The sequence below is a fragment of the Methylobacterium sp. CM6241 genome (assembly GCF_054817845.1).
Map to the genome: position 1 here is coordinate 4,601,942 of NZ_CM139246.1, position 23,383 is coordinate 4,625,324.

At 66.5% G+C, this 23,383-nt stretch carries 24 protein-coding genes and 1 tRNA gene; 11 read left to right on the forward strand and 14 right to left on the reverse strand.

Annotated features, from left to right (window positions below; all coding sequences use genetic code 11):
* Positions 1–39: 39 nt before the first annotated feature.
* The 8 genes from ACYQR9_RS21600 to ACYQR9_RS21635 all read right to left on the reverse strand — a co-directional run bounded on the left by ACYQR9_RS21600 (position 40) and on the right by ACYQR9_RS21635 (position 5,174).
* Entirely contained in the window at positions 40–1,530 is a 1,491-nt protein-coding gene (locus ACYQR9_RS21600) for a glycosyltransferase family 61 protein (protein ID WP_461228000.1), read from the reverse strand.
* 507 nt (positions 1,531–2,037) lie between these two features.
* Positions 2,038–2,349: an ETC complex I subunit gene (locus ACYQR9_RS21605; protein WP_056433142.1), complete on the reverse strand. Its 312-nt coding sequence runs from the start codon at positions 2,347–2,349 to the stop codon at positions 2,038–2,040.
* A 49-nt stretch (positions 2,350–2,398) separates the two neighbouring features.
* Positions 2,399–2,475: transfer RNA gene (locus tag ACYQR9_RS21610), tRNA-Pro, on the reverse strand.
* 182 nt (positions 2,476–2,657) lie between these two features.
* The gene (locus ACYQR9_RS21615) at positions 2,658–2,927 is read right to left on the reverse strand and encodes a hypothetical protein (RefSeq protein ID WP_207413524.1); all 270 of its coding nucleotides are present in this window, start codon (positions 2,925–2,927) and stop codon (positions 2,658–2,660) included.
* A 373-nt stretch (positions 2,928–3,300) separates the two neighbouring features.
* Positions 3,301–3,552: a hypothetical protein gene (locus ACYQR9_RS21620; protein WP_056433139.1), complete on the reverse strand. Its 252-nt coding sequence runs from the start codon at positions 3,550–3,552 to the stop codon at positions 3,301–3,303.
* Positions 3,553–3,640: 88 nt separating this feature from the next.
* A protein-coding gene (locus ACYQR9_RS21625; RefSeq protein WP_461227386.1) for an IS630 family transposase occupies positions 3,641–4,596 on the reverse strand; the annotation gives its coding sequence in 2 pieces (ribosomal slippage) (positions 3,641–4,257 and positions 4,257–4,596; 957 coding nt in all).
* 88 nt (positions 4,597–4,684) lie between these two features.
* Positions 4,685–4,879, reverse strand: coding sequence for a hypothetical protein (locus ACYQR9_RS21630; RefSeq protein ID WP_419952185.1), 195 nt, complete (start codon positions 4,877–4,879; stop codon positions 4,685–4,687).
* 31 nt (positions 4,880–4,910) lie between these two features.
* Positions 4,911–5,174 (reverse strand): hypothetical protein, encoded by a 264-nt coding sequence (locus ACYQR9_RS21635; RefSeq protein WP_207413526.1) that lies wholly within the window; start codon positions 5,172–5,174, stop codon positions 4,911–4,913.
* Positions 5,175–5,354: 180 nt separating this feature from the next.
* Here ACYQR9_RS21635 and ACYQR9_RS21640 point away from each other — a divergent pair, with 180 nt between their 5' ends.
* Positions 5,355–6,056 (forward strand): glutathione binding-like protein, encoded by a 702-nt coding sequence (locus ACYQR9_RS21640; RefSeq protein ID WP_461228001.1) that lies wholly within the window; start codon positions 5,355–5,357, stop codon positions 6,054–6,056.
* A gap of 16 nt (positions 6,057–6,072) precedes the next feature.
* Here the strand turns inward: ACYQR9_RS21640 and ACYQR9_RS21645 are convergent, their stop codons facing one another.
* Positions 6,073–6,987, reverse strand: coding sequence for an MBL fold metallo-hydrolase (locus ACYQR9_RS21645; protein ID WP_461228002.1), 915 nt, complete (start codon positions 6,985–6,987; stop codon positions 6,073–6,075).
* A gap of 185 nt (positions 6,988–7,172) precedes the next feature.
* Between ACYQR9_RS21645 and ACYQR9_RS21650 the strand changes: the two genes are divergently transcribed.
* Both ACYQR9_RS21650 and ACYQR9_RS21655 read left to right on the forward strand, forming a co-directional pair.
* On the forward strand, positions 7,173–8,195 hold the full coding sequence (locus ACYQR9_RS21650; protein ID WP_461228003.1) for an LLM class flavin-dependent oxidoreductase: 1,023 nt from the start codon (positions 7,173–7,175) through the stop codon (positions 8,193–8,195).
* A 76-nt stretch (positions 8,196–8,271) separates the two neighbouring features.
* Complete coding sequence (locus ACYQR9_RS21655) at positions 8,272–8,640, forward strand: hypothetical protein (protein WP_461228004.1); 369 nt, start codon at positions 8,272–8,274, stop codon at positions 8,638–8,640.
* A gap of 388 nt (positions 8,641–9,028) precedes the next feature.
* Here ACYQR9_RS21655 and ACYQR9_RS21660 read toward each other — a convergent pair whose 3' ends face one another.
* Positions 9,029–10,258, reverse strand: coding sequence for a GGDEF domain-containing protein (locus ACYQR9_RS21660; RefSeq protein ID WP_461228005.1), 1,230 nt, complete (start codon positions 10,256–10,258; stop codon positions 9,029–9,031).
* A 381-nt stretch (positions 10,259–10,639) separates the two neighbouring features.
* On the opposite strand from ACYQR9_RS21660, the gene ACYQR9_RS21665 reads away from it, so the two are divergent.
* The 4 genes from ACYQR9_RS21665 to rimM all read left to right on the forward strand — a co-directional run bounded on the left by ACYQR9_RS21665 (position 10,640) and on the right by rimM (position 13,614).
* Complete coding sequence (locus tag ACYQR9_RS21665) at positions 10,640–10,870, forward strand: hypothetical protein (protein ID WP_056144470.1); 231 nt, start codon at positions 10,640–10,642, stop codon at positions 10,868–10,870.
* A gap of 17 nt (positions 10,871–10,887) precedes the next feature.
* Entirely contained in the window at positions 10,888–12,441 is a 1,554-nt protein-coding gene (gene ffh, locus ACYQR9_RS21670) for a signal recognition particle protein (RefSeq protein ID WP_461228006.1), read from the forward strand.
* A 111-nt stretch (positions 12,442–12,552) separates the two neighbouring features.
* Entirely contained in the window at positions 12,553–12,915 is a 363-nt protein-coding gene (rpsP, locus tag ACYQR9_RS21675; RefSeq protein WP_018042769.1) for a 30S ribosomal protein S16, read from the forward strand.
* 12 nt (positions 12,916–12,927) lie between these two features.
* Complete coding sequence (rimM, locus tag ACYQR9_RS21680) at positions 12,928–13,614, forward strand: ribosome maturation factor RimM (protein WP_207413539.1); 687 nt, start codon at positions 12,928–12,930, stop codon at positions 13,612–13,614.
* A gap of 28 nt (positions 13,615–13,642) precedes the next feature.
* On the opposite strand, the gene ACYQR9_RS21685 is transcribed toward rimM, so the two are convergent.
* Both ACYQR9_RS21685 and ACYQR9_RS21690 read right to left on the reverse strand, forming a co-directional pair.
* Positions 13,643–14,434: a bestrophin-like domain gene (locus ACYQR9_RS21685; RefSeq protein WP_461228007.1), complete on the reverse strand. Its 792-nt coding sequence runs from the start codon at positions 14,432–14,434 to the stop codon at positions 13,643–13,645.
* A gap of 79 nt (positions 14,435–14,513) precedes the next feature.
* On the reverse strand, positions 14,514–15,254 hold the full coding sequence (locus ACYQR9_RS21690; RefSeq protein ID WP_461228008.1) for a methyltransferase domain-containing protein: 741 nt from the start codon (positions 15,252–15,254) through the stop codon (positions 14,514–14,516).
* A 400-nt stretch (positions 15,255–15,654) separates the two neighbouring features.
* Between ACYQR9_RS21690 and trmD the strand changes: the two genes are divergently transcribed.
* From trmD to mtnA, 4 genes are all read left to right on the forward strand, one after another.
* On the forward strand, positions 15,655–16,371 hold the full coding sequence (gene trmD / locus ACYQR9_RS21695) for a tRNA (guanosine(37)-N1)-methyltransferase TrmD (RefSeq protein WP_056432761.1): 717 nt from the start codon (positions 15,655–15,657) through the stop codon (positions 16,369–16,371).
* Between the two features lie 157 nt (positions 16,372–16,528).
* Positions 16,529–17,695, forward strand: coding sequence for a phosphoserine transaminase (locus ACYQR9_RS21700; RefSeq protein ID WP_461228009.1), 1,167 nt, complete (start codon positions 16,529–16,531; stop codon positions 17,693–17,695).
* Positions 17,696–17,904: 209 nt separating this feature from the next.
* Positions 17,905–19,497 (forward strand): phosphoglycerate dehydrogenase, encoded by a 1,593-nt coding sequence (serA, locus tag ACYQR9_RS21705; protein WP_461228010.1) that lies wholly within the window; start codon positions 17,905–17,907, stop codon positions 19,495–19,497.
* Positions 19,498–19,765: 268 nt separating this feature from the next.
* Positions 19,766–20,881 (forward strand): S-methyl-5-thioribose-1-phosphate isomerase, encoded by a 1,116-nt coding sequence (mtnA, locus tag ACYQR9_RS21710; protein ID WP_461228011.1) that lies wholly within the window; start codon positions 19,766–19,768, stop codon positions 20,879–20,881.
* A gap of 106 nt (positions 20,882–20,987) precedes the next feature.
* On the opposite strand, the gene ACYQR9_RS21715 is transcribed toward mtnA, so the two are convergent.
* A complete protein-coding gene (locus ACYQR9_RS21715) occupies positions 20,988–21,980 on the reverse strand; it encodes a MaoC family dehydratase (protein WP_461228012.1) in 993 nt (330 codons plus the stop codon).
* Positions 21,981–22,279: 299 nt separating this feature from the next.
* Entirely contained in the window at positions 22,280–23,377 is a 1,098-nt protein-coding gene (ychF, locus tag ACYQR9_RS21720) for a redox-regulated ATPase YchF (protein ID WP_461228013.1), read from the reverse strand.
* Positions 23,378–23,383: the final 6 nt, after the last annotated feature.

Sequence of the window (23,383 nt, forward strand, 5' to 3'; positions counted from 1 at the left end):
TCCTCAGGGAAAATTAAGTCAAAATAGTCGGAGATTATATCAGTTGGCGGCCAACAGCCTGTCGATCTCCGCGATGTCGGGCGACCACTCGGACGTTGCCGGCTTCATCGGATGCAGCACGAACGTATGATGATGCCCGTAGACGGTCGACAACCGCGTGAAGCACGTCTGCACGCCCAGCATCTTGGATTTGGCCAGCGTGGTGGGCGCGATCTCGATCACGCGCATACCGGGCTTGGCGAAGACGAGGTGCGAGAAGCCCGCGCCGTGCGCGCCGATGACAAGCTCCGCGTTGCGGAACAGATTGATTTTTTCGAGCAGGCCGAGTTGGCTCAGCACAATCGGTGTGATGCCCCGATCAATGAGTGCGCGCTCGAAGTCCGCCTCGTTGGTCATCGAGCGACGCGCCGAATCCCGCCGGGAGATATAGAATCTGCCCGGCGTCGGAGCGTTGTTCTGGCGTTCCGCGGCCTCGATCAACGCGCCATATACAGGCTGGAACGCGGTGGTACGGGCCAATGTCCCTATCGAAACGTAGCCGGCATACAAACGACGGCAGAAGACCGGCCCTTCGACTGTGATGAGTGCGTCCGTGTCCATGCCGAGTGCGCCGAGTGCGTCCGCAGCCAAGCCAGCTTGCTCTGCGCGCAAGAGGATCGGGCAATCAGGCGTGCTGGGCTCGAGTCGCCAAGCCAATCCGCTCAGGCGTCGCACGATCCATTCGAAATATCCCTTGTGTCGTCCAAGGCAACTATATGCTTCATCGAAAACCGGGATGGAGGATAGATCGGTGATTGTCGGCACGGCACGGGTCGATGCTTGAACGACGCTCCCGTCAGCCGACCAGATCATTCCCACTTTGTCGATGAACACATCCCTGTATTCCGTAACGGCGGGAAATCTCCTCTGCTCGAGCACGGCCTCAAACTGGGCGAACATTTCCCTGACGCTGTCCCCAATCTCAGGATCGATGCCGTTCAGGCGCATGACCTCTATGCGAGATGGGGGAACGGTGTAGTTGTCCGAATCGCTGGGGAAGCGATGCTCTTCCGTCGTGATCCGGCCGGAGGGAGCCTGTAGGAAAAGAAGGTGACGGACCCGTTTGCGGGCGGTTGCATCCTTCGTCAGCTTGTAAACGCGCTTGGCGAGTTGCCGGGCTTCTTCCGATCGATAGGTGCTAGGAAGCTTCGTAAGAATTCTCGCTGCCTCAAGCGGTTTCTCCCACTTGAGCAACGTCGACGCAAACGTGAGGAGCTGCTCGCTGTCGGTGATCTGGCGGATTGTCGCACAACACCGTTTGATCTCGTCTCGCTTTTGTAGTTCGAGCGCTGCCCGCAGCCGATACACGAGAATGGCGGGATGGCCGCTCAGCCCCTCATTCTTTTTCACCAGCTTGAGCATTGCGACCCACTGGCTGGCTATGGCGAGGCGCTTTAACTTAAGGGTCAGACGCTGGCTGCCGTCCTTTTCGAGCAAAGCCACTGGTTCCGAGTCGGGCGTGATGTCGAGCGTTTCAGCGACTGAACTCATAATGACTAAACCTCATGGCGCGACATCGGTGTCAGCCGCCTAGCATTTCAAATCAACATTGCGTCAAGGTCGGGAGTGCGTGACGGCGCAAACTAGCTCAAGATGCTTTTAAGACAGTGAAATTTGGTACAGAGAAGGCACAGATGATACAATCCATCGTCGCGACATTACCCCTTCGATTCAACGTCCGCCACCTATGACGGGATCGGAGCGAAACTTCATTCCTTCTGCGAAATTCTCGCCATATCGTCCACAGCCGCAACACCCGCTGCATTTTAAAGGCACGTCTCATGCCGTGACTGGCCAACTACGAACGCCTCAAGGTCACCTTCCCAGAATGTCACCCGATGTTGTAGCATGGCCTCAATGACCGAAGATGACATGCGCGAATCACGCGCCGCACTGATCTTGCTCGCCGTCGCCGTGGCGTCGGTCCTGATTTTCGGGGTGGTCACGATCCTGATTCAGCTTTGAGCCGAATGCCCGGATTGCGACTCGGACGGCGCCTCAGTGGGTCCAGGGCGCCGTGCGGTTGAACTTGAAATTATCCGAATAGGACAGACCCTTGCGGATCACGGGCTTCTGGGGCTGCTCGACGCGGTAGGTGATGCCGTTATGGGTCGCGTAGGCCACGGCCTCTTCCTGCGTCTCGAACGACAGCCTGACCTGCTGCAGCATGTCCGACGAACCGGTCCAGCCCATCAGGGGGTCCGTGTCCCGCGGAGAACTCTGGTCGAATTCCAGCACCCACGCTTTGGTGCGGGCCATGCCGGATTGCGTGGGATCCTTGGCGGGCTGGTAGATCCGGGCACTCGGCATCGTGGGGTCGATAGCTCCTGCAGGATGGAACGGCCGATAAGCACGCGATTGGTCGGGGCGATAGGATTCGAACCTACGACCCTCTGGTCCCAAACCAGATGCGCTACCAGGCTGCGCTACACCCCGACTGCCCGTTACGGCTCCATCGCTCTAGCGGTTGCCCGGTTTCGGCGCAAGCAGCCTCTCGCGTGCCGAGCCGCTGGCGGTGAAATCCCGACCGATCCACGTCCTCGGCCTCCGACATCACTAAGGACGCCAATGGCGGGCGGTTCCGCTCGATCACGTTTGGCGGACGTCGCGGCAGACAGCTATGTCTGCACCACGCTCATCTGTGACACGATCTGAACCTTGCGGAAGTCCTCCGGGAGGATCACCGCTTCATTGTATTTGTTGCCGCCGAGCTTGCAGAACAAAAATCCGCCTCTCATGCTGACCTCGAACTGTCGTCCCTTTTCCAAGATCAGCCGGCCATTTTTTAAGTCGGATGCGACGATCTCTTCGAGGACGACAATTCTGTCTCCCGGCCGATACGATGCCTCGAACAGGGCTGGATCCACGTCGTCTTTCCAATGTGCCATGTCGTCTTGTCCCGTCTATGCAATTGGATATGGCTTTTGCTCGAGCGATGGAATCGACTCGCACCGAGTGGACGCGTCGGGTCGCCGACCTGCAGCCGTCATAGCGACAGAGTTCGAATCGGAAAAACCGGCATTCCCCCGCATGGCGTGCATCGCCTCCATGCGGCTGCCCGAAACCGCAGTGCGTTTGTAAATATGGTGGAGGAGCCATTCGCGGCACGCTGATAGCCGCGTTGCACGGACGCGGAGAGTGAATCGCCGTTTGGGGCTTCAGGGTTCGAGCCCGTATCCGCGACCCTGCGGTGCCGACGATCCCGACACTTGGCGTTCCCGCCCCTCACCCGTCCTGCGGATGTCCCGGCGGCGCCGGCGTTCAGAGCGAGAAAGCGACGCCGAGCTTTCGGTCCCGTCTCCAGACTACAGTACAGGCGCGGGGCTTCGCGTAGGCCGTCATGACCAGGATGAACTCGTCCGGAACCGCCTCCGGAACTTCGACTTCGATCTGGGCGCCGGTTTCGGACTGGTCCCAGACCAGGCAGTCGATATCAGGCCGGTCGTTCCCGAATGAAAGCGCCCCGATGCGGAAGGCATCTTTGCGTGAGGCGCTGCGACGATTGGTGGTCACGTCATGGATCCCGATCAAACCTGATGTCGACTGTCATTGCAGCCGGTTAATTTTCAGGCCTTCGGTACGGCACTAGAGCGGCATCCGATCAGGTTGGATCGAAAGCATCGTAGCCTGCGGCCACGAGGTAGTTGCGGCACTCATTCGGTGTGAAGCGCCTGAAGGCCTGCTTGATGGTGTCGCAGAGTTCCACAACCGTGCGGGCGCCCTGGGCTCGCAAACAGGCCTTGAGCTTGGCAAAGGCCAGTTCGATCGGATTGAAGTCGGGCGAGTAGGCCGGCAGGTAGAGCAGGCGGGCACCGGCCGCCTCGATGCGTTCGCGGATGCCGCTGACTTTGTGGGCGGGCAGGTTGTCGAGCACGACTGTGTCACCCTGCTTCAGAGTCGGCGCCAGGGTCTCATCGACATAGCGGCGGAAGCGGACCCCGGTCATGGGGCCGTCGAAGAGCGCGGTCGCCGTCAGGCCGCTGGCCCGCAGTCCCGCTGTGACCGTGATGGTTTTCCAGTGACCGAACGGCACGGCCACCCGGCAGCGCTTGCCACGCAGCGCCCATCCGTAGCGACGCGTCATTTTCGTGTTGGTTGCGGTCTCGTCCAGGAACACGAGCCGGTCTGGATCGAGGTCGAGCTGGCCCTCGAACCAGGCCAGGCGCGCGGCCTTCACGTCCTCTCGATCCTGCTCTGCGGCGTGGCCGGTGTTTTTTTACGCGTGATGCCGTGGCGCTTGAAGAAGCGGGACAGGCTGCTGACCCCGACCCGCAGGCCGCGTTCGGCCAGATGGGTGCGTAGCTCCCGCAGGAACAGTTCCGGTTTGGCCTCATAGGTCCGCCGGATCAGGCCAGCCTGGGCCTCGATGGCGTGCGAGCGCTGATCGCCGCCCATCGGCTTGGCCCATGTGCGTCCTTCCCGCATGAAGGCCTCGTGCCAGCGCACGGCGCTAGCCGGACTAACCTCGAACCGTCTGGCGGCTTCCCGGCGCGAGGCTCCTGCCTCGATCGCCATCACGACCCGTTCACGCAGATCGACTGACAGGGCTGAGGGCATCCGGCTCTCCTCCTCGGAAAGCCGCGCATCGAATCACATCTGCGCCGCCCCCGAAACCCCGGTCGATTCAAGCCGATCGGACACCGCTCTAGACGATCACATCGACGACGCGGTCCTGACCTGTCGGACGGGCGTTCAAGGTCGGTTCGGTGCGCGCGCCGAGATTGACGGAGACGAGGTTGGACTCGGTCTCCCGCTTGCGCAGGGCGTCGATACGGGCGTTCGCCACCACGTCGGTGGCTTTCAGAACTCCGAGCGAGTTCAGCGAAACCGTGATCGTCATGGTGAGACACCTCCGTCGATGGATGGGGACGCTACACGAGAATGTCGAGGACGCGCTTCTCGGTGTCGAGGGTCGATTTCAGCACGGCTGTGTTGAGTTCGAAGCTCGCCTTGCTCTCCATGAGCTGCACGGCCGAGCTCGACAGGTCCACCTGGGTCGGGCTGGGGAGGATCTGATCGGCCTGAGTCGGGCTGGGCATGGTCATGCCGACCGTAGCGATCTGTTCCGCCGCATTGCTGAAGCGCTGGGAGGCCGCCACCATCCCGCCGCTGCTGATCGCCGTCGCGCTGCTCATCCTGCCGGTCTCCCGCTCGGGTTACCCCGTGAAGGGGGATGCAAGCACGAGAACCTTAAAGCGATAGGGTGAAAAATCTGTCGCATTCGACCGAACGGTGCCGGCTTGACCTCGGTGCCGACGGTCGCCACCTCGGCTTTCAGCGCCGCCCGGTGATCGCGGTTCGCTGGAGGGATTTCGATGATCGATCTGCATTACTGGCCGACGCCGAATGGCCATAAGGTGACGATGTTCCTGGAGGAGGTCGGACTTCCCTACACGATCAAGCCGGTGAACATCGGCAAGGGCGAGCAGTTCAATCCGGATTTCCTGGCCATCGCCCCTAACAACCGGATGCCGGCCATCGTCGATCACGACCCGCAGGGTGGCGGCGAACCGGTCTCGCTCTTCGAATCGGGCGCGATCCTGCTCTACCTCGCCGAGAAGATGGGGCGCTTCATCGCCTCCGACCCCCGCGGCCGCGCCGAAGTGCTGCAATGGCTGTTCTGGCAGATGGGCGGGCTCGGGCCGATGCTCGGCCAGAACCACCACTTCTCGCAATATGCGCCGGAGAAGATCCCCTACGCGATCGAGCGCTACGTCAAGGAGACGAACCGGCTCTACGGCGTCCTCGACCGGCGTCTGGCCGACCGGGAGTTCGTCGCCGGACCCGATTACTCCATCGCCGACATGGCCTCCTATCCGTGGATCGTCCCCTGGGAGAAGCAGGGCCAGAACCTCGACGATTTCCCCAACCTCAAGCGCTGGTTCACGGCGATCGCTGAGCGTCCGGCCACGAAGGCGGCCTATGCCCGTGCGCCCGAGGTCAACCCCGATCACGGCAAGACCATGAGCGAGGACGCCAAGAAGGTGATGTTCGGCCAGACCGCCAAGCGCGACTGACGCAAGCGGGCCTGACCTATCGCCGGAGGCTGTCCAGCCTCACCGGGGCGGCGTGCGGGCGGGTCGCCAGCATGCCGTCGATGAGCGCCAGCACCTCGGCCCGGCCGCAATTGGCGGCCGGCTCGAACGGGGTCCAGGTCTGGGTGAAGTCGAGCTGGGCGAAGACGTCGCGGTAGCGGCGCAATTCGTTGGTGGTCAGCGGCACCCCGCGCACGAAGGCCTTGTGCGCCGAGATCGTCTCGGCCCGGCGGAAATCCTTCGGGTCGAGCTCGAATTTCAGGGCGTCGCCGCAGAACAGGATCTTTCGCGACCGGTCGAACAGGATCGCGTGGCCGTCGAAATGCCCCGCCGTGCGGTGGAGTTCGAGGCCGGGGAGCGGTTCGAGAAAATCGTCGTAGGGCCAGGAGACCTGCAAGGCCGCGCTCCAGATGAAGTCGGCGGCCGGCAGGCAGAGTTCCGGGTCGAACCGGTCCTGCAGCTGCACCAGCGCCCCGTAGGCATGCGGGTGCGACGAGGACAGGACCTGCATTCCGCCGAGCGAGGCGATGTGCTTGAGCGCCGCCTCGCTGAAGACCGGGCAGGCCTCGAAGCCCATATTCCCGTCGGACGTCTGGATCAGGTAGGCGCTCGGCCCGATGCCCGAGACGGGGTCGTTCCAGAAACGCCAGATTCCCGGCTCCAGCTCCTCCCAATGACAGGGGAAGCGGTCCTGCGCCTCGCGTTCGCTCCAGAATTGCCAGCCCTTCTGCGGCACCACGTGACGTGCGTCGAGGCACATCGGACACGAGGGCGGCGGCGCGAAATGGCGCTGCCAAAACCCGCAATTGTCACAGGTATAGGCGGGGAGATCGAGGGCGCCGGCGAAGGGCAGGTATCCGGGAGACACGGTGGCGTTGCTCGGGTTCGGGGCGGGAGGTCGAGGCCCAGCCATATAGGTCGTGTGTCGAGCCTGTCGCGGGTCGGATGACGAGAGGATCGCTTCGGGGTCGGCCGGAACGCATGGCTCCTGCGCTGGACGGCCCGGTTGCGAAGCGGCGGCGGCGTCGCGATCTCTTCCGGGTGGGGACGTTCATGGCCGGCGCGAGCCGGTCGCTCACGCAAACGGACACGCGATTCATGATCCCTCTTTCCGTTCTCGACCTCGCCTTCGTGCCGCATGGCGCGACGCCCGGGGACGCCCTGCGGAACACCCTCGACCTCGCGAGGGCGGCCGAGCGCCTCGGCTACCGGCGGTTCTGGCTGGCCGAGCACCACAACATGGTGGGCATCGCCAGCGCGGCGACCTCGGTGGTCATCGGCCACGTGGCCTCGGGCACGAGCCGCATCCGCGTCGGGGCCGGCGGGGTCATGCTGCCGAACCACTCGCCCATGGTCATCGCCGAGCAGTTCGGCACGCTGGAGACCCTGTATCCGGGCCGGATCGATCTCGGCCTCGGCCGGGCTCCGGGAACCGACCAACGCACCCTGCGCGCCCTGCGGCGCTCGCCCGAGACGTCGGACCAGTTCCCGCAGGACGTCCTCGAACTCCAGGCCCTGCTCGGCGACGCGCAGCCGGGCCAGGTGATCCAGGCCGTGCCGGGCACGGGCACCAAGGTGCCGCTCTGGATCCTCGGTTCCAGCCTGTTCGGCGCGCAGCTCGCCGCCATGCTCGGCCTGCCCTACGCCTTCGCCTCGCATTTCGCGCCAGACGCGCTGATCCAGGCGCTCGCCGTCTATCGCGAGCGCTTCACCCCGTCCGAGCAGTCGACGGCGCCCCATGCCATGGTCGGCGTCAACGTCGTGGCGGCCGAGTCCGATGCCGAGGCGCGCCGCCTGTTCACCTCGGCGCAGCAGCAATTCGCCAACATGTTCCGGGGCACGCGGGGCCTGCTGCCGCCGCCCATCGACGATATCGAGACCTATTGGTCGCCCTCCGAGAAGCGCCAGGCTTCGGGGATGCTCGCCCGCGCCATCGTCGGTTCGCCGGAGACCGTGCGCCGGGGGCTCGCAGACCTGATCGCCGAGACGGGCGCGGACGAACTCATGGTGGCTAGCGCCATCCACGACCATGCCGCCCGAGTGCGCTCCTACGAGATCCTGGCGGATGTCGCCGGAGCACCGATCCGGGCAGCCCCGGCGCGGGAACTCGTCGCGGGCTGATCCCGGCTCCGCCGGGCGGGGTCTCGCCTCACCCGGACGGTGTGCCTATGGTGCGGCACCAACCTCACGGGCCGACATGATCAAGAAGACGCACCTTCCCTCCGACGCGACTCTCGCGGACGTCGTCCCCACCCTGGAGGAGGCCGACGCCTATTTGAGCCGGCTGCTCACCAACATGCGCTTCTGCCAGAAGCGGCACGGCAACGCCTCGGTCCGCATCGCGGTCACGGGCAAGGGCGGCCACCCGTCCTACCGGGTCGATTACGTCAAGCCGGTGGCGCCGGACCCGGACAGCACGCCGTTCGACGCCTATGGCGGCAAGGCCCATTACAGCTTCACCGCCATCAACATCATGGAGACGAACTGGAGCAGCCGGTCGATGAGTCTCGACGAGGTGCTGAAACTCCAGGCGGAATTGCGGAAGCCGAAATTCGAGGATCGGTGAGTCCGGGGGCCTCGCTCTGATCGCTCTCGGCCGAGCCTGCCGGATTTATCCATCCACTCGACGGCTGTTCGCTCTATTCAAGAGGGTTCGACTTGAGGCGCAACGGGCTTCCTCTCCTGGGAACAGAAGGAGATTGTAGTGGCCGATTTGCTCGTCGGAAGCCTAATTGTAGCCTCAGTCATCCTGGAGCCGCGCAGCGGAGCCCAGGATCTAGAAACACAGGTGGTGAGGACTTTGCACCGTCTGCGGCTCTAGATTCCGGGATCGCCGGTGGCGACCCGGAATGACGGGGTGGTGCCATATGCAGGCGCCCTGCCTTTCTCGAGCCGTGTCCCGCGCATCCCGCGAGATGCGTGACTCTCATAGCGCTCGACCGGAGGCGGTGGGTTCAGCCTGCCAGCGGGATGCGGGAGGCCCGGTCGGGCAGGCGCGCGGTCTTCGCTCCGCCCGCCTGACCTGCGCCGAAGTTCGGCCGGGACGCGAAGGGCAGGAATGTCCAGCCGTCTCGTTTCCGGCCCTTCGTGACGTAGAGCGCGGAATCCGCGCATTCGATCAGTTCCTCCGGCGTGTGGTGTCTGCCGGGGACGGCCGAGGTCACGCCGATGCTGATCGTCAGCCCGATGCGTTCGCCGCGCCAGAGGAAGGGTGAAGCGCGCAGGGCCGCGTTGGCCTGCTCGGCGATCCGACCGGCCGCATCCCCTTGGACGCCGCGAAGCAGGATGCCGAATTCGTCGCCGCCGAGCCGCGCGAACACATCGGCGGGACGGATGATTCGCTGCACCGCGTCCGCCACGTGTTTGAGCGCGGCATCGCCGGCCATGTGGCCGAGGTCGTCATTGATCCCCTTGAACCGGTCGAGATCCATCAGCATCACGCTGAACGGCTCGCCCGTCTTGCGCGCGCATTCCCCGGTGAGCTGCTGCATGAACTGGCGGCGATTGGGCAGGCCGGTCAGGTCGTCCTCGGCGGCGAGCCGCTCCACTTTCGCCATCAGGCTGTCGACCACCGAGACGATGAAGCCGAAATTCCAGATGATGCCCGCCAGGATGAAGACCAGCAGGTCGATGGCCGCGAGGGAGACCAGGGAGACATCCGGCGCGATGCCGCTGAGCCTCACCGTCACCGCGCAGGCGACGATGCCATGGGCCGTGATGGCCGACGCCAGTGCGCTCATCGTGATGAGTGCGCCGAGCTCCCGTGTCTGGCGCCGGGCGAGATAGAGAATTGCGAGCACGAGAGGAATGCATTGCGACGTGACGTAGAGTGGGTTCTGGCCCCACCAGGGCCGCCAGGTGAGGGCCATGGCCAGGATGCTGGCGGCCAGCAGCCCGGCATGGAGAGCCCAACGCGGCCTGTCCCCGTGGAAGCGGCGCAGGCCGACCGTATTCAGGTGAAAGGCCAGACAGGCGACGGCATTCCCGCCGACGGTAGTGGCGAAATTCCCGACGCCGCCATCGATGGTGAGCAGGATGCCGCCCGCCACATGAGCCATGCTGCCCGCCAGCCAGTAGCGCACCCCCGGCAGCGTCCTGTAGCGATAGAGGATGGCGGCCCAGAGCACGCAGTGCGAGAGCCCGGCTATCAGCACGATGAGGTAGAGCGTATAAAAGTCCGGCATGCGGGGCAGGTGTTTCTTTCGTCATCCGCGAAGTCTGAGGCCGATTCTCGGGCCGGGATTACGGGCATCGCCGTGGCCAAGCTCGAAGGAGGCGACGCCGAATACGTGATTCGCAGCCGCCCCGACGTTAGACGGAGGAATATCGAGGCCAAGCACCATACTCCCGGCCGCGATCGCGTGGCGGGATTTGTCCTTGGTTTCCACCGCGATCTTGACTTGCGTGGGCTCTCGGACTAGTCCGCCAACCTCATATCCGACGACATGTCGTCAATACGAACGCCGACCGGCCCTGTGAGGCTGGAGGTCAACGCCCGACAGCGCGATGCGCCCTCGGGCGAGTTTCGCGTTGGAAACAGGCCGTCGCTCCGCCGATCCAGACGAGTGAGTCTCGCCCTGTCGCAAGCGCATGAACCCCTTCGCATCGAGGATGCGGTCAACGACGTCTGCCCCTGGTCGGGCAAGCCGATCGCGGCCGATTCCCTGACGCTCTACAACGGGTCCGTCGTCGGGTTCTGCAATCCCGATTGCCGGGACAAGTTCGCGTCGGCGATCAACGCCTTCGAGGCGGCGCTGCAGGTGCGGCGCGTCTCGTCCGCCGGCCTGTTCCAGTAGGTTCGGAGAGCCAGACGATGTTCGAAGGCCTGTCCGACCGCCTGTCCGGTATCCTGTCGGGGCTCACCCGTCGGGGTGCGCTCACGGAAGCCGACGTCACCGCGGCCCTCCGTGAGGTGCGGCGCGCGCTGCTCGAAGCCGACGTCGCCCTCGAAGTGGTGCGCGGCTTTACCGAGAAGGTCCGCGAGAAGGCGGTCGGCGCCGTCGTCGTCAAGTCGGTGACCCCCGGCCAGATGGTCGTGAAGATCGTCAACGACGAACTCGTGGCCATGCTCGGCTCCGAGGCTGGCCTCATCGATCTCAACGCCCCCGCCCCCGTCGCCATCCTGATGGTCGGCCTCCAGGGCTCGGGCAAGACCACCACCACGGCCAAGATCGCCCGGCGCCTGACCAACCGCGACAAGCGCAAGGTGCTGCTCGCCTCCCTCGACACCCGCCGCCCGGCCGCCATGGAGCAGCTGGCGATCCTGGCCAAGCAGGTCGGCGTCGACAGCCTGCCCATCGTCGAGGGCCAGTCGGCGGTGCAGATCGCCCGCCGCGCCATGGATGCCGCGCGCCTCGGCGGTTTCGACGTGGTCATGCTCGACACCGCCGGTCGCATCACCCTCGACGAGGCGCTGATGGCCGAGGCCGCCGAGGTCAAGGCGGCGACGAAGCCTCACGAGGTTCTGCTGGTCGCCGACGCGCTGACTGGCCAGGACGCCGTGGTCACCGCCCGCGCCTTCGACGAGCGCCTCGGCGTCACCGGCATCGTGCTGACCCGCATGGACGGCGATTCGCGCGGTGGCGCGGCGCTCTCCATGCGCGCCGTCACCGGCAAGCCGATCAAGCTCGTCGGCACCGGCGAGAAGGTGGACGCGCTCGAGGAGTTCCACCCCTCCCGCGTCGCCAACCGCATCCTCGGCATGGGCGACATCGTCTCCCTCGTGGAGAAGGCGGCCGAAACCATCGACCATGAGCAGGCGCTCCGCACCGCGGAGAAGATGCGCAAGGGCAAGTTCGACCTCGACGACCTGTCGATGCAGCTCGCCCAGATGGAGAAGATGGGCGGCATCGGCGGCCTGATGGGCATGCTGCCCGGCATGGGCGCCATGAAGAAGCAGGTCGAGGGCGCAAATCTCGACGAGAACATGTTCAAGCGCCAGCGCGCCATCATCTCGTCGATGACCGCGCAAGAGCGCAAGAATCCCGACATCCTCAAGAATTCCCGCAAGAAGCGCATCGCCGCGGGGTCGGGGACGAAGGTGGAGGAGCTCAACAAGCTCCTCAAGATGCACCGGACCATGGCCGACATGATGAAGGCGATGGGCTCGGGCAAGCGCGGCATCGGCCAGGCGCTCGGCTCGATGTTCGGTCTGGGCGGCGGCGGCATGCCCGGCCTTCCCCCCGGCATGCCCGAGCCGACGCCCGAGCAGATCGAGGCGATGCAGAAGCAGTTGGGCGGCAAGCTGCCGCCCATGCCGCCGGGCTTCGGCGGCGGAAAGATGCCGGGCCTTCCGGGGCTCGGAGGACCGAAGGGGCCGGGCGGTCTGCCGGGCCTCGGCGGTTTCCCGTTCGGGAAGAAGAAGTAGGGGCGAATGGGGAGTAGCGAATAGCGAAGGGGCGGCAGGCCGGCTCTCTTCGCTACTCACTACTCGCTATCCGCCAAGAACGATCAGATTACCAACCTCCAGGAGCACACCATGTCCCTCAAGATCCGTCTCACCCGTGGCGGCGCCAAGAAGCGCCCGTATTACCGCATCGTCGTCGCCGATGCTCGCGCGCCCCGCGATGGCCGCTTCATCGAGAAGGTCGGCGTGTATGACCCGATGAAGGCCAAGGACGATCCGGCCCGCATCGTGCTCGAGTCCGAGAAGATCCAGGCCTGGCTCGCCAAGGGCGCCCAGCCCACCGACCGCGTCCTGCGCTTCCTCGATGCCGCCGGCCTCGCCAAGCGCCCCGCGCGCAACAACCCGCAGAAGGCCGAGCCGGGCGAGAAGGCCAAGGAGCGCGCCGCCAAGCGCGCCGAGAAGGCCGCCGCCCCGGCCGAAGACGCCGCGGCCTAAGGCGTCCCCGCGATGGCGCGCCGCCCCGGAGGCACTTCTTCCGCCGGCGATGGCGGCCGTCGCGACCGCCCGAGCCGCTTAGGCTCGGGCTCGGCCACCTCTGCGCATCGGCCCAGGCCGATGCCGGAGGTGCCGCTCCCGTCCACCGATCCGAGCCTCGTCCAGATGGGCGAGTTCGGCCGTGCGCACGGGCTCAACGGCGAAATCCGCCTGAAATCCTATACCGGCGACCCGCAGGCCATTGGCTCCTACGGGCCGCTCATCGGCGCCGGGGGGCAGCGCATCGAGCTCACCGACGTGCGCCGGGCCGGCGGAGCCTCGCCCGACCTGCTCGTGGTGCGGGTGAAGGGCGTCTCCGACCGCACCGGCGCGGAAGCCCTGAACCGCCTCGCCATCTACCTGCCGCGCGACCGCCTCGGCCAGGTCGAGGACGAAGACGAGTTCTTCACGGCCGACCTCGTCGGGCTCGATGTGGTGGATGTGTCGGGCGCGGTCCTCGGCACCGTCACCGACGTGCCGAATTACGGCGGCGGCGATCTCCTCGAGATCAAGCCGGCCCTCGGCGGCGCGACCGCGCTCCTGCCTTTCACCAAGGCCTTCGTCCCGACCCTCGACGTGGCCAATGGCCGGATCGTGATCGATCCGCCCGACGACCTGTTCGCGCCCGCCGGGCCGAAGCCGCCCGACGAGCCCGCCTGAGGCGGGAGCGCCGGGACCGGCCCGTCGCTCAGGGCTTCGGGCTCGTCATCGACGTCCGCGCCATCTCCAGCGGTGCCGACGTGACCGGCATCGGCCCGTCGAAGGGCCGCTCGTGCAGGCCGATCATGCCCAAAGTCGTCACCGTGGCGGCCGAGAATAGGATCATCGCGACGGCCTGCGGCACCGGCTTGTCCACGTGGATCAGCCCGATGGAGAAGAGGGTGAGCAGCGCCAGCACCATCAGCGTCAGCCATTTCGACTGGTCGCCCTGAACGTCGGCGAGGCCGAGGCGCGTGCCGCGCTCGGCCCTCAGGTTCATCACCGCATCGAGAAGGCTCCCATGCGCGGCGGCTCCCGCCTCGGTGCTGTGCCGGGGATCGGCCACGGATTGCATCAACTCGCCCAAAGCGTCGTTCGCGGTCCCCGAAGACTCGCCCTGTGTCATCTTCGGCCATTCGTCGTCGATCAGCGCGTTCGCATAGGCGAGCAGCTTGGTGCGGATCGCGGACATGTCGGAGGCCGCGGCGAGGCTCAGATCGTGAACGGCGAGGAGGTTGGTCTTCTCCGATTGCACGATCTTCGTCGCCTGCCGCTGCCGTTCCCAGGCGTCGTTCGCCACGAAGCCCGTGAGCAGCGCCAACATCACCGAGATGGCGTTGAAGTAGGGGGCGACGACGCCGATGCCGAGCTTGTGCATGCCCGGGCGGGTCGCGGACCAGACCGAGAGGATGCTGATGACGCCCATCAAGACGGCGAAGACCGCCGACAGAAGGACGAACATCAACCAGACCGGCTGATCGAGCCAAAACGTCAGGACCACGCACGTATTCTCCCGCTCGCTCTTCGAGCTGGGACGAAGATAGCCGTTCGCCGCTACCGAACCGTGAATCCGCCCTCGCTCAACGCTGGCCGGTTCGCGTCGCCTGATCCGTGCACGGGGTGATCGAGGAGGGATCGGGGCGTGCCGCAGGGGCCGGAGCCTCGAAGATCGCGAGATAACCGACTCCGCCCTCCAGCACCGAGAAGCCGATCTCGCGATAGCCCGCCGCCGCGAGTTCGCACCGCAGCAGGGCCGGCGGCGTACCGTGCCGCGACGGGATGGCGTCGGCATCGACGATCCCCACCCGGCCACCGGGTTTCATCGCCGCGGCCAGGTTGTGCAGGAGGCCGTAGGGCTGGCTGATCTCGTGGTACATGTGAACCAGCAACGCCGCGTCGAGGGAGCCTGGCGACAGGCGCGGATCGTGCGGCTCCCCCCGCACCACGGTGACGTTGCCGAGCTTGGCGCGTGCGAGACGCGCCGTGAGGTCGGCGAGATAGCGCGGCGTCACGTCCTCGGCGAAGACATGGCCTCGGGGACCGACCCGTTCCGCAAGACGCGTCGTGTAATAGCCGCTCCCAGCCCCGATATCGGCCACGGTCTGGCCCGGCGCGATCCCCATCAGCCGCGCCACCTGGCCCACCTCATCGACCTTGTCGCGCTGGGCTTCGGAGGCCCAGAGCGGCGCGATGATCTCGGCCACCGGCCTGTCCGGCTTTGGAAAAGCGGAGGCAGGGGTGCCAGGAGGTGCCAGCGGTTCTGCGGCGAAGGCCGGGACGATGAGGGTGAGGAAGGCCGCAAGGGCGAGACGAGAAGACATGGTGGGACAACGAGGCGGCCCGCCCGGAAGTGCCCTCCCCCGGTTGCCTGCGGCATTCACACATCAGGAGGGCAGCGCTGGCCCCCACTCCTGGAAGGCAGGGCAATCGCATATGACACCACGCCGTCATTCCAAGTCGCCACAGGCGAGCCTGGACCCGGAGGGCCGCGCCAGAGGCGTGCAATCCAGAGCCGCCGACAGTGTAAAGTCCTGCACCACTCGTGTTTCTGGATCCCGGGCTCCGCTGCGCGGACCCGGGATGACGGGGTGGTGCCAGCGGGTTTCTGACAGGCAAATCGGCATATGCGATCGCCCTGCCTGGAAGGAGAGGGAGACGGTCGAGGTGTGAGCCCGGAAGAGGATCGTTGACCCGCCCTCACCACACGCGCCATCAAGCGCCATGACGCCCGCGCCCTGGTCCGCCACGATCCTCACCCTCTACCCGGAGATGTTTCCCGGCCCGCTCGGCATCTCGCTCTCGGGCGATGCGCTCGCGCGCGGAACCTGGGCGCTCGAAGCCCGGCAGATCCGCGACCACGGGATCGGCCGCCACCGCGCCGTGGACGATACCCCGTCGGGGGGCGGAGCGGGCATGGTCCTGCGCTGCGACGTGCTCGGCAGCGCCATCGATGCCGTGGCCTCGCCCGGCGACACGCGGCCCCGGCTGCTGATGAGCCCGCGCGGACGCCCCCTGACGCAAGCGCGCGTGCGCGAACTCGCGGATGGGCCGGGACTCGTCGTCGTCTGCGGCCGGTTCGAAGGGGTGGACGAGCGGGTGATCGCGGCGCGACACCTCGAAGAGGTCTCCATCGGCGACTACATCCTGTCCGGCGGCGAGATGGCCGCGATGGTCGTGCTCGATGCCTGCATCCGGCTTCTTCCCGGCGTCATGGGTAAATCCGCCTCGGGAGAGGAGGAGAGCTTCGAGGGCGGCCTCCTCGAATATCCGCATTATACGCGCCCCCGCGAATGGGAGGGACGGGCGATTCCCGAGATCCTCAATGGGGGCAACCACGGCGCCATCGCGCGCTGGCGCCGGGGCGAGGCGGAGCGGATCACGCGCGAACGCCGGCCTGACCTGTCTGTGCGATCCGGCATGTCCTCGACAAAGCCTTGATCCATCAAGGTTTGACCACGACAGACCATGACGTTCGGGAGGGCGGGACTGAATTTATCCGCAACGCATCTTGCTTATTCGTCGCATGAGGTTCATTGGCAGCGGCGGGCCACTCCTCCCTAACGAGGAGCATTCATCTGTAAGGATGGACTTTGTCATGACACGTCCCACCACGCGCCCCCGCGTGCCGAATTTCTCGTCCGGCCCCTGCACCAAGCGTCCCGGCTGGACCCTCCAGGCCCTTCAGAACGCCGCTCTCGGCCGCTCGCACCGCTCGCCCGCCGGCAAGGCCAAGCTGGTCGAGGCCATCGAGCTGACCCGCACCGTGCTGCGCGTGCCCGCCGATTACCGCATCGCCATCGTCCCCGCCTCCGATACCGGCGCCGTCGAGATGGCCATGTGGTCGATGCTCGGCCCGAAGACGGTCGAGGTCGCCGCCTGGGAAGCCTTCGGCTCCGAATGGGTCAGCGACGCGCTGCAGGAACTGAAGATCTCGCCCATCGTCCACGAGACCGCCTATGGCGTGCTGCCGGACCTGTCGGCCATCGACACGAAGCACAACGACGTCATCTTCACCTGGAACGGCACCGCCGCCGGCGTCCGCGTGCCGAATGGCGACTGGATCGCCGCCGACCGCGAAGGCGTGACCATCTGTGACGCGACGTCGGCCGCCTTCGCCATGCCGCTCGACTGGGCCAAGCTCGATGTCGTCACCTTCTCCTGGCAGAAGGTGATGGGCGGCGAGGCCGCGCACGGCATGTTGATCCTCTCGCCCCGCGCCGTCGCGCGCATCGAGAGCAACACCCCCGCCTGGCCGATCCCGAAGGTCTTCCGCATGGCCAAGGGCGGCAAGCTGATCGAGGGCATCTTCAAGGGCGATACGATCAACACGCCCTCGCTCCTCGCGGTCGAGGATTACCTCGATACCCTGCGCTGGGCGCAGAGCATCGGCGGTCTCGACGCGCTCCACGCCCGTGCCGACGCCAATGCCAAGGTCGTTCACGACTGGGTGGCGCGGACCCCGTGGATCGGACACCTCGCCGTCGACCCGGCGACGTATTCGAATACCGGCGTCTGCCTCGTCATCACCGATCCGGACGTCCTCGCGATGGGTGACGCCACGGTGGCGTCGGTGGCCAAGGGGATCGCCGACACGCTCGATTCCGAGGGCATCGCCTTCGATATCGGCGCCTATCGCGATGCGCCGGCCGGCCTGCGCATCTGGTGCGGCGGCACGGTGGAGACCTCGGATCTCGAGGCCCTGATGCCCTGGCTCGACTGGGCCTGCGCCGCCCAGAAGGCGAAGCTCGCTAAGGCTGCCTGAGGCAATGCTCCCCTCCCCCTCTCCCCTCTGCGGGAGAGGGTGGCCCGCGCAGCGGGTCGGGTGAGGGGAGCGCGCCGTCCGGAGAGGTCGTCCCCTCTCCCGGTCGCTCCGCGACCACCCTCCCCCGCAATGGGGGGAGGGTTGAGACCTGCCGCGCCCTCACACCTCACCTCCGAAATAATTCCCTTCCTCAAGAGCCGGAGGCCATCATGGCTGCTCCCAAGGTGCTCATTTCCGATTCCCTCTCCAATGCCGCCGTGCAGATCTTTCGTGACCGCGGAATCGACGTCGACTTCTTCCCCAACCTCGGCAAGGACAAGGAGCGCTTCGCCGCGATCATCGGCCATTACGACGGCCTCGCCATCCGCTCGGCCACCAAGGTCACGGAGAAGGTGCTGGCCCAGACCTCGCGCCTGAAGGTCATCGGCCGGGCGGGAATCGGCGTCGACAACGTCGATGTCGCCGCCGCCACGGCGCGCGGCGTCATCGTGATGAACACGCCGTTCGGCAATTCCATCACCACCGCCGAACATGCCATCGCGATGATGTTCGCCCTCGCGCGGCAGATCCCGCAGGCCGATGCCTCGACCCAGGCCGGCAAGTGGGAGAAGAACCGCTTCATGGGCGTGGAGCTGACCGGCAAGACGCTCGGCATCATCGGATGCGGCAATATCGGCGCCATCGTGGCCGACCGCGCGGTGGGCCTGAAGCTCAAGGTCGTGGCCTACGACCCCTACCTCTCCCCGGAACGCGCCCTCGAGATCGGCGTCGAGAAGGTCGAGCTCGATGCGCTCCTGGCGCGGGCCGACATCATCACGCTCCACGTGCCGATGACGGACAAGACCCGCAACATCCTGTCGGCCGAGAACCTCGCCCGCGTGAAGCCCGGCGTGCGCATCGTCAATTGCGCCCGTGGCGGCCTCGTGGACGAGGTGGCGCTGCGTGCCGCCCTCGATTCGGGCCATGTGGCCGGGGCGGCCTTCGATGTGTTCGTCGAGGAGCCCGCCACCGCCAACCCGCTCTTCGGCCACCCGAACGTCATCTGCACACCGCATCTGGGCGCCTCCACCAACGAGGCCCAGGAGAACGTGGCGCTGCAGGTCGCCGAGCAGATGTCCGACTACCTGATGACCGGCGCGATCACCAACGCGATCAACTTCCCGTCCATTTCCGCGGATGAGGCTCCCCGGTTGAAGCCGTTCGTGGCGCTCGCCGAAAAGCTCGGCTCGTTCCTCGGCCAGCTCACGGATGCGCCGATCAAGGGCATCCGCATCACCTACGAGGGCGCTGTCGCCGGCATGAACACCCGCGCGCTCACGGCGGCGGCGGTGACCGGGGCGCTGCGGCCGTTCCTGCAGGACATCAACATGGTCTCCGCCCCCGCTCTGGCGCGCGAGCGCGGCATCGTGGTGGACGAGATCAAGCGCGAGGGCGGCGCGAGCGACTACGAATCCGTGATCCGCATCACGGTCGATGCCGAGGATATGCCGCGCGACGCCGCCGGGACGGTGTTCCATGACGGCAAGCCGCGGATCATCGAGATCCGCTCCATCGCCATCGATGCCGCCTTCGCGCCGCACATGCTCTACGTGCGCAACCACGACAAGCCGGGCTTCATCGGCCGGCTCGGCACCATCCTGGGCGAGGCCGGCGTCAACGTCGCGACCTTCAACCTCGGCCGCGAGGAAGAGGGCGGCAACGCCATCTGCTTCTGCGCCGTCGATGCACCGATCTCGGACAGCGTACGGGTGGAGATCGAGACGATCCCGCAGGTGAAACGGGCACGGCCGGTGAGCTTCTGAGCACGTAGCCCTCTCGTAGGGGGCACGCTGCCGTCATCCCGGGGCGCCGAAGGCGAGCCCGGGATCCAGAGCCGCCAACGGCGAATAGTCTTGCTCGACCTGCGTTTCTGGATCCCGGGCTCCGCTGCGCGGCCCCGGGATGACGTGGTGCACCACCGGACGTTTGGGCGAGCGACGCGGCCTGGTCGATCGCTCCGCGCCTTGCAATGGGGCGGGCGCGTCGCCCAAGGACTGGCCCTTGCGCCCGGAACATGCGAGAGGCCCGCGCATGAACATCGACGGCAAACCCTACCGCACCATCCTTCCCGCCGCCGACGGCGCGTCCGTCGAGGTCATCGACCAGACCCGCCTGCCCTTCGCCTTCGAGATAAAGCGGCTCGCCACCCTGGACGAAGCCGCCGTTGCCATCCGCACCATGATCGTGCGCGGCGCGCCGCTCATCGGCGTGACCGCGGCCTACGGCCTGGCCCTGGGCCTGCGCCGGGACGCCTCGGATGCCGGGATCGACCATGCCGTCGAGACCCTGGCCGCCACCCGCCCCACCGCGATCAACCTGCGCTGGGCCCTCGACCGTGTCGCCGCCAAGCTGCGCGAGGTCGCGCTTCCTGAGCGCGCCGCCTTCGCCTTCGCCGAGGCCGGGCGCATCGCCGAGGAGGATGTGGAGAGCTGCCACGCCATCGGCCGCCACGGCGCCGCGATCCTGGCAGATCTGCACAAGGCCAAGGGTTACGACAAGGAAGAGGGCCGCCGCCTCAACGTGCTGACCCATTGCAACGCCGGATGGCTCGCCACGGTGGATTGGGGCACCGCGCTGGCGCCGATCTATGTGGCGCACGAGGCCGGCATCCCGGTCCATGTCTATGTCGACGAGACCCGGCCGCGGAACCAGGGCGCGGCGCTCACCGCGTTCGAGCTCAACGCCCACGGCGTGCCGCACACCGTCATCGCCGACAATGCCGGCGGCCACCTGATGCAGCATGGCGAGATCGACGTCTGCATCGTCGGTTCGGACCGCACCACGGCCTCGGGCGACGTCTGCAACAAGATCGGCACCTATCTGAAGGCGCTGGCGGCCTCCGACAACCGCGTGCCGTTCTACGCCGCCCTGCCCTTCTCCACCATCGACTGGACGCTGGACGACGGTGTCGCGCAGATCCCGATCGAGGAGCGCGACGGCCGCGAAGTCTCCCATCTCACCGGCCGCCTCGCCGATGGCGGATTCGCCACGATCGAGGTGGTGTCGCCGGGCAGCCCGGTGGCCAACCCCGCCTTCGACGTGACCCCGGCCCGTCTGGTCACGGGGATCATCACCGAACGCGGCGTGGCTTCGGCGGATGCGGAGGGGTTGTTGGCGCTGTATCCGGAGCGGCGCTCGGCGGCTTAGAGCTGCGCCCGACCACGTTGGGTCGGCGCATATCTCTAAGCCATTGTCTTGCCGCGCTCTTTTTCGCCGAACCGGAATCCACTTCGGCGGAGAGCGCTCTCGCGGGTCAAGACGCTTCCCACTGCCAGAACACAGACCCCGTAAACTCGAACACCCGTTCCCCGCGCTGGTTCTGCGCGGTGTTGTGGTGGGTGGCGACGCCCCAGCCGGGGCGCGAGGCGGATTCGCGCTTGTCGAGTAGAGTGCAGGCGTAAGCGATCGTGTCACCAGCATAGACCGGGGCGAGCCAGCGCATGTCGCGAAAGCCCGGCGAGGGGCCGAGCTGCGGCACCGGGCCATCCCGCTCCGTCAGGGCGATGTCGCGCTGGCGTGTGATGTGCAGGCGCTTCATCCACACCGCCGCCGTGTGCCAGCCCGAGGCGCAGAGCGCGCCGAAATGGGTCTTTCGGGCGGCGTCCGCATCGAGATGGAAGGCCTGCGGATCGTAATCCCGCGCGAAGGCGATGATCGCTTCGGGCGTGAAGACGTGCCGGCCGAGATTGCGGATCGTGCCGAGCTTTGCCTGTTTGAGGAAGAGGAGCAGCTCCGCGTCGTCGCCTTCGATCACCTCGACCGGGTCTCCGGGCGTCACCGCGCGGGGCGGCAGGGGATCGGCCCCGCGCCGGGCGAACATGACCGTGAAGGCCTGAATCATCACCGATTCGTCACGCCCGTTCACGACCGTGAGGGTGAAGCGGACGAAGCCGCGATCCGGCTTCGAGTTCGAGGCGCGGCACTCCTCGACCTTGGTGACGATCCGCAGCGCGTCGCCCGGCAGGACGGGGCGGAGCCAGCGCAGCTGCGAGATGCCGGGCGAGCCCATGGAGGTGGCGCCGCGAAAGACATGGGCCTGGAGCAGGCGCATGCCGAACCCGGCCGTCTGCCAGCCGGAGCCGATCAGCCGACCCGCCAGCGTCGCCTTCGCGGCCTCCTCGTCGAGATGGAAGGGCTGCGGATCGAACTCCTTCGCGAAGGCGACGATCGCCTCCCGCGTCACCGTGAGCGGGCCGCCCTCGATCACGTCGCCGGGGGTGAAATCCTCGAAGGTGATGCCGGTCATTGAACCTCTTGTCCCCGGGTCGCAGAGTTTCGGGTCGAAGGATGGCGCTGCGCTCGCTTCAGGGGCGGCCCGCCTCTCCCCGCTTGCGGGGAGAGGATCACAAGCACCTCGTCGTGCTTGTGATGAGCGGAGCGAGGGTGAGGGGGCCGTGCCGGAGGAGGCTCATTCGGACGAGCCCCTCACCGTCGGCTGCCGCCTCGCCGCGCCGACGACGGGGTCGTCTCGGCCCTCTCCCCGCGTGCGGGGAGAGGGGATGGGCGTCCTCACCCCGGCGGATGCCGGCAGGCTGGTCCAGCTCCTCAATTGGCGAAGCGGAAATGCAGTACGTCACCGTCCTGCACCACGTAGTCCTTGCCCTCGAGGCGGAACTTGCCGGCCTCCTTGGCGCCGCTCTCGCCCTTCAGGGCGGTGTAATCGGCGAACGCGATGGTCTCGGCGCGGATGAAGCCCTTCTCGAAATCCGTATGGATCACGCCGGCGGCGGCAGGCGCGCGGGTGCCCTTCTCGATGGTCCAGGCGCGCGCTTCCTTCGGACCCACCGTGAAGTAGGTGATGAGGCCGAGAAGCTCGTAGCCCGCGCGGATGACCCGGTTGAGGCCGGGCTCCACGAGCCCCACCGCTTCGAGGAAGTCGCCCTGGTCGGCGAGCGGCATCACCGCGATCTCGCTCTCGATCTTGGCCGAGACCACCACCGCGCGCGCGCCCTCGGCCTTGGCCTGGGCGATCACCGCCTCGGAATAGGCGTTGCCCTTGTCGGCATCGCCCTCGTCCACGTTGCAGACATAGAGGACGGGTTTCGCCGTCATCAGCCCGAGGGTCTGGAACAGCTTCTCCTCGTCCGGCTTGCGGCTGACCAGACGGGCGGGCTTGCCCTCGCGCAGCAGCGGCAGCGCCCGCTGGACGAGGTCGAGCATCTCCTTGGCTTCCTTGTCGGCGCCCTTGGCCTTCTTCTCGAGGGCGAACAGGCGCTTCTCGAGGCTGTCGAGGTCGGCGAGCATCAGCTCGGTCTCGATGGTCTCGATATCCGCCTTCGGGTCGACCTTGCCCTCGACATGGGTCACGTCACCATCGGTGAAGCAGCGCACCACGTGGGCGATGGCGTCGACCTCGCGGATATTGGCGAGGAACTGGTTGCCGAGCCCCTCCCCCTTCGAGGCGCCGCGCACGAGGCCGGCAATGTCCACGAAGGTCAGCCGCGTCGGGATGATTTCCTTCGACGTGGCGATCCGCGCCAGATCGTCGAGGCGCGGGTCCGGCACCGCCACCTCGCCGACATTCGGCTCGATGGTACAGAACGGGTAATTCGCCGCCTGTGCCGCCGCCGTCTGCGTCAGCGCGTTGAAGAGGGTCGACTTGCCGACGTTCGGCAGGCCGACGATGCCGCATTTGAAGCCCATGATATT

What these genes read in the sequence shown, in the direction of transcription:
- trmD (WP_056432761.1), top strand. Translation starts at nt 15,655, where the DNA reads ATGACGCCCGCGCCCTGGTCCGCCACGATCCTCACCCTCTACCCGGAG.
- ACYQR9_RS21615 (WP_207413524.1), bottom strand. Translation starts at nt 2,927, where the DNA reads ATGGCACATTGGAAAGACGACGTGGATCCAGCCCTGTTCGAGGCATCG.
- mtnA (WP_461228011.1), top strand. Translation starts at nt 19,766, where the DNA reads ATGAACATCGACGGCAAACCCTACCGCACCATCCTTCCCGCCGCCGAC.
- rimM (WP_207413539.1), top strand. Translation starts at nt 12,928, where the DNA reads ATGGCGCGCCGCCCCGGAGGCACTTCTTCCGCCGGCGATGGCGGCCGT.
- ACYQR9_RS21645 (WP_461228002.1), bottom strand. Translation starts at nt 6,987, where the DNA reads ATGGCTGGGCCTCGACCTCCCGCCCCGAACCCGAGCAACGCCACCGTG.
- ACYQR9_RS21635 (WP_207413526.1), bottom strand. Translation starts at nt 5,174, where the DNA reads ATGAGCAGCGCGACGGCGATCAGCAGCGGCGGGATGGTGGCGGCCTCC.
- ychF (WP_461228013.1), bottom strand. Translation starts at nt 23,377, where the DNA reads ATGGGCTTCAAATGCGGCATCGTCGGCCTGCCGAACGTCGGCAAGTCG.
- ACYQR9_RS21700 (WP_461228009.1), top strand. Translation starts at nt 16,529, where the DNA reads ATGACACGTCCCACCACGCGCCCCCGCGTGCCGAATTTCTCGTCCGGC.
- ffh (WP_461228006.1), top strand. Translation starts at nt 10,888, where the DNA reads ATGTTCGAAGGCCTGTCCGACCGCCTGTCCGGTATCCTGTCGGGGCTC.
- ACYQR9_RS21690 (WP_461228008.1), bottom strand. Translation starts at nt 15,254, where the DNA reads ATGTCTTCTCGTCTCGCCCTTGCGGCCTTCCTCACCCTCATCGTCCCG.
- ACYQR9_RS21715 (WP_461228012.1), bottom strand. Translation starts at nt 21,980, where the DNA reads ATGACCGGCATCACCTTCGAGGATTTCACCCCCGGCGACGTGATCGAG.
- ACYQR9_RS21605 (WP_056433142.1), bottom strand. Translation starts at nt 2,349, where the DNA reads ATGCCGAGTGCCCGGATCTACCAGCCCGCCAAGGATCCCACGCAATCC.
- ACYQR9_RS21660 (WP_461228005.1), bottom strand. Translation starts at nt 10,258, where the DNA reads ATGCCGGACTTTTATACGCTCTACCTCATCGTGCTGATAGCCGGGCTC.
- ACYQR9_RS21650 (WP_461228003.1), top strand. Translation starts at nt 7,173, where the DNA reads ATGATCCCTCTTTCCGTTCTCGACCTCGCCTTCGTGCCGCATGGCGCG.
- serA (WP_461228010.1), top strand. Translation starts at nt 17,905, where the DNA reads ATGGCTGCTCCCAAGGTGCTCATTTCCGATTCCCTCTCCAATGCCGCC.
- ACYQR9_RS21600 (WP_461228000.1), bottom strand. Translation starts at nt 1,530, where the DNA reads ATGAGTTCAGTCGCTGAAACGCTCGACATCACGCCCGACTCGGAACCA.
- ACYQR9_RS21640 (WP_461228001.1), top strand. Translation starts at nt 5,355, where the DNA reads ATGATCGATCTGCATTACTGGCCGACGCCGAATGGCCATAAGGTGACG.
- rpsP (WP_018042769.1), top strand. Translation starts at nt 12,553, where the DNA reads ATGTCCCTCAAGATCCGTCTCACCCGTGGCGGCGCCAAGAAGCGCCCG.
- ACYQR9_RS21655 (WP_461228004.1), top strand. Translation starts at nt 8,272, where the DNA reads ATGATCAAGAAGACGCACCTTCCCTCCGACGCGACTCTCGCGGACGTC.
- ACYQR9_RS21630 (WP_419952185.1), bottom strand. Translation starts at nt 4,879, where the DNA reads ATGACGATCACGGTTTCGCTGAACTCGCTCGGAGTTCTGAAAGCCACC.